The sequence below is a fragment of the Mycobacterium sp. genome, from assembly GCF_052145595.1.
In the GTDB taxonomy this organism is placed as follows: Bacteria; Actinomycetota; Actinomycetes; order Mycobacteriales; family Mycobacteriaceae; genus Mycobacterium.
Window position 1 is genome coordinate 1 of sequence record NZ_JBKQOI010000218.1, and the last position, 3,731, is coordinate 3,731.

Here is a 3,731-nt window from a genome sequence, read left to right on the forward strand (position 1 = left end):
CCTCGCAGCCCATCCGCCGATAGTCGTCCAGCGGCGTCGCGGTCCCCTCGGAGTGGGGATAGTCGCTGCAGAACATGAACACGTCGCCGGTCATCTTGGCCAGCTGCTTGGGGTTCTCGTAAGAAAAGGAGGACACCCGGACGTGGTCGAGAAAGTACTCGCTCGGTCGCCGGGACAGTTTCGCCACCGGCTTGCCGTTGAGCTGGGTGGTGAAGGCGGACGCACCGTCCAACATCATCAGAAATTGCGGCACCCAGGCGGAGCTGAGCTCGACCACGCCGAAGCGCAGACGTGGATGACGGTCGAAGACGCCATGCAGGATCAGGTCGGACAACGCCAGTGCCGGCGGCACCCACAGAAATATCGCCTCGGTGGCGGGCACCAGGTCCTGCGCCGGGTCGTCCTGATACCAGCAATCGTCGAAGACCCGGACCTGATCGGCGACGTGGAACACCGGCGTGACGGCGTGATCGACGAATGCGGACCAGATCCGGTCGTGCTCAGGGTGCGACAGTTCCCGGCCGTCCACCGGCCCGGCGCCGATCATGGCCAGCGTGATGCCGGCGCCCGCCAGCGTGTTCAGCTCGGCCTCGAGCCACTCCGGGTCGCGCAACGTCAGATGTGCGACCGGATGCAGTCGCCCGCCGCCTTCGGCTCGCACGACCGCGCACCATCGGTTCCATGCCGTCATGTTGGCGGTCAGCGCCGGAAGCGACGGCGCCAGGCGGCGCTCCCAGAGCAGGCCGAAATTGGGGAACAGGACTGCCTCATCGAGTCCCGCCTCGTCGAGCCAGCGAAGGCGGGACGCGGGCTGCCAGTAGGCGGCGGGTAACGCCTCGTCGTACCGATAGGAGGCGGGCTCGCCGGCCCGTTGACGGTTGCGGTGCTCCCCGCACGACGCGGTGTTGCCGGGAAGGTGGACGTCGGCTAGGCCGAGGTGAGTGCCGCGCCAGCTGAGCCAGGTGTAGCCGAGTTCGTCATCGACCAGGGTCAGCGCGTCGTCGCGTGCACCCGGGTCGATGTGGTCGGCCCACAGCGAACGGCTCTCGTAGAGGTGCTGGTCCGAGTCAACGATGCGAGTCACACCGCCAGTTGTCCCACCGCCATCCCGCGCCGTCAAGGCCTGCAAAAAACCCGCACCCGCGCCCTCCTGGGCATGGGCGGATTAGAGGATGCACGTTGCGGGAATAGGCTGCTGAAGGGCTATCGAGAAGGAGCAGCGATGAACTTTTCGGTCTGGCCGCCTGAGGTCAATTCGGTGCTGCTGCTTGATGGACCGGGTCCGGGGCCGATGTTGGAGGCGGCGGCGGCCTGGGACGGGATCGGCAGTGAGTTGAGCTCAGCGGCGAACGCATTCAACTCGGTAACCTCAGACCTGACTGGCCAGGCCTGGCAGGGCCCGGCGTCGGCGTCCATGACGAACGCGGCCGCCCGGTACGTGGACTGGCTGGGAGGGGCGGCCACTCAAGCCGAACTGTCGGCAACCCAAGCCCGGGCGGCCGCCACCGCATTCGAGGCGGCGCTGGCAACAATCGTGGACCCTGGACTGATCACGGCCAATCGCGGCCAGCTGGTGTCGCTGGTGATGTCCAACCTGTTCGGCCAAAACGCCCCGGCAATCGCGGCCGCCGAGGCCGAATACGAGCAGATGTGGGCTCAGGATGTCGCCGCGATCAGCGGGTATCACATCAGTGCGTCGGCAACCGTCGCGCAATTGGGGCCATGGGGGCAAGCGCTGGAAAATCTGCCTGAACTGCCAGGCGAATTCGCCAGAGCTATCGGGAACGGTTTCGCCCTCGTTCAGCAGGAAATTCAGCAGACCCCCACGACACTGGCCACGGGATTCACCCGGGTGGCCGACACGCTCGTCGCCGATATCTTCGGGTCGCCGGCTGGTCCACCCATCCCGGCAACGCAGCCAGGGATCTTCACCGGCACACCGTCGCTGGCAACCAGATTTGAAATCGCTGGCCTGTGGGGGGTAAAAGATGTCCTGGGGAACTCAGGAATCGAAAGTCAACTTGCTTCCAGCACCCCACTTTTATCGCTGTTTGCCAGCAACATCCCGCCAATATCGCTGTTTATCGGCAACTCCCCGCCGAAGTTCTTGACGTTGCTGTTGGGAGAAACTTTTCAGCACACCACATTTGACGGGATGAGCGTCGTGCAGATCACCCCGGCCCACGCATCCGGCGACTACGTGGTTGCCATTCATGGTGGCGCCTTTATCTTTCCGCCCTCAATCTTCCACTGGCTCGATTACACAGTGATGGCCTACCAGACCGGCGCGACCATTGAAGTGCCGATTTACCCGCTGGTGCAGCAAGGAGGTACCGCCGGCACAGTCGTACCCGCAATGGCCGGCCTCATCTCCATGGAAATCGCTCAACACGGGGCCCCCAACGTCAGCGTGATCGGTGACTCCGCGGGCGGCACCCTCGCACTCGCGGCCGTCGAATACATGGTGAACCAGGGTGACGCCGTACCGGCGTCAATGGTTCTGCTGTCTCCGTGGCTAGACGTATCGCTGACCAATCCAAACATTGCGTTCGTCCACGATCCCCTGCTTCCTATTGGGCCTGGGCAACAGATCGGCAAGGAGTGGGCAGGCAATCTTCCCGAGAACAACTATCTGGTGAGTCCGCTCGATGGGTCCCTTAGCGGACTCCCGCGGACGTATGTCTACTCGGGCTCCCTGGATTCACTCGCACCCGACGTGCTCGTCCTCCAGCAAGAAGCCGCGACCCAAGGGGCCCCGATCAGCTTCGTGCTGGCCAACGGCGAAATTCACGACTGGGTTCTGCTCACTCCCGACGGTTTCCAGTACTGGCCGCAGATCGACCAGGAACTCGGTATTTGACCACGGCCTGAATGCGAGTCAAGCAAGGCCGACAACGCCCCGGCGGAAGCGCTCCGATACCTTCGCGACGGAGCCGTCGGCATTCGCGGTGATTCCGACGCAGCGTTTTGAGAGCCTCATATCTCGTCTATTTCGAGAGCGCGTTCAGTTCGGTTCGGGCTTGGTCGATTTGGTCGTAGGCGTAGGTCGCGATCTCTGCGGTGGTCATCGTCTCGCCCTTGTGGGCGAGCGATTCGTAGGTCGGGTCGCCGAGGACACCGCGTAGGTGGGTGGTCGCGGTGGTGATCTCGGGGGCCAGCGCTGTGGCGATGGGATGGAGGGCGAAGCCGGCGAGGGTGGCCGCGGGTTCGTAGCGTTCGAGCCGGTCGAAAAGGGCGGCGAGGAGGGCCAGCGGGACGCGGATCGTGGTGGGGTCGCCCGCATTGTGGAAGTTGCGGATTGCCAGCGTGAGGTGATCGAACGCGGCCAGAGTGTCGCCGTGTTCGGCTGCAAGTCCTCCCAGATAGTGCGCCAGGACTGACGCGATGATGCGGTTGCCGCTGTCTTGCGCGATCACCAGACCCCGGCCCAGGGCGTGAAGCGCGCCGACGGGATCCGCGTCACGGAAAGCCAAACCGTAGGCCCAGAGCGCCCACGTGAGCATCGCCGGGTTGCTTGTTGCCTCCGCAGCCTCGATGAGGCCATCCGCGGAATCCATCGCCTCCCCACCGGAACCGGCCAATGCAAGGGCGGCAACCAGCCATGTCCGGATGTAGACGTGGGTGTCGCGGCGGCGTGCGAGCTGGGCGCGGCACAACTCGGCCAACCGCTCGGGCTGCCCGATGACTGTCATCCCGTCAGGCAAGCCGTCATCGCGCGAAATTTCGGCAAA

The 3,731-nt window shown here is 64.5% G+C and carries 2 protein-coding genes and 1 pseudogene; 1 reads left to right on the forward strand and 2 read right to left on the reverse strand.

Features of this window, described 5'->3' with window-relative positions; all coding sequences use genetic code 11:
- Positions 1-1,084 (reverse strand): amidohydrolase family protein (locus ACLP4W_RS19815; RefSeq protein ID WP_442388843.1); only part of this gene is annotated, 1,084 nt, incomplete at its 3' end.
- A 138-nt stretch (positions 1,085-1,222) separates the two neighbouring features.
- Between ACLP4W_RS19815 and ACLP4W_RS19820 the strand changes: the two genes are divergently transcribed.
- Positions 1,223-2,860: a PPE family protein gene (locus tag ACLP4W_RS19820; RefSeq protein ID WP_442388845.1), complete on the forward strand. Its 1,638-nt coding sequence runs from the start codon at positions 1,223-1,225 to the stop codon at positions 2,858-2,860.
- A gap of 127 nt (positions 2,861-2,987) precedes the next feature.
- On the opposite strand, the pseudogene ACLP4W_RS19825 reads toward ACLP4W_RS19820, so the two are convergent.
- Positions 2,988-3,731: pseudogene (locus tag ACLP4W_RS19825) on the reverse strand (ATP-binding protein); the annotation flags it as partial.

Excerpts from the sequence above, each read along its gene's own strand:
- ACLP4W_RS19820 (WP_442388845.1), top strand. The coding sequence starts at position 1,223 with ATGAACTTTTCGGTCTGGCCGCCTGAGGTCAATTCGGTGCTGCTGCTT.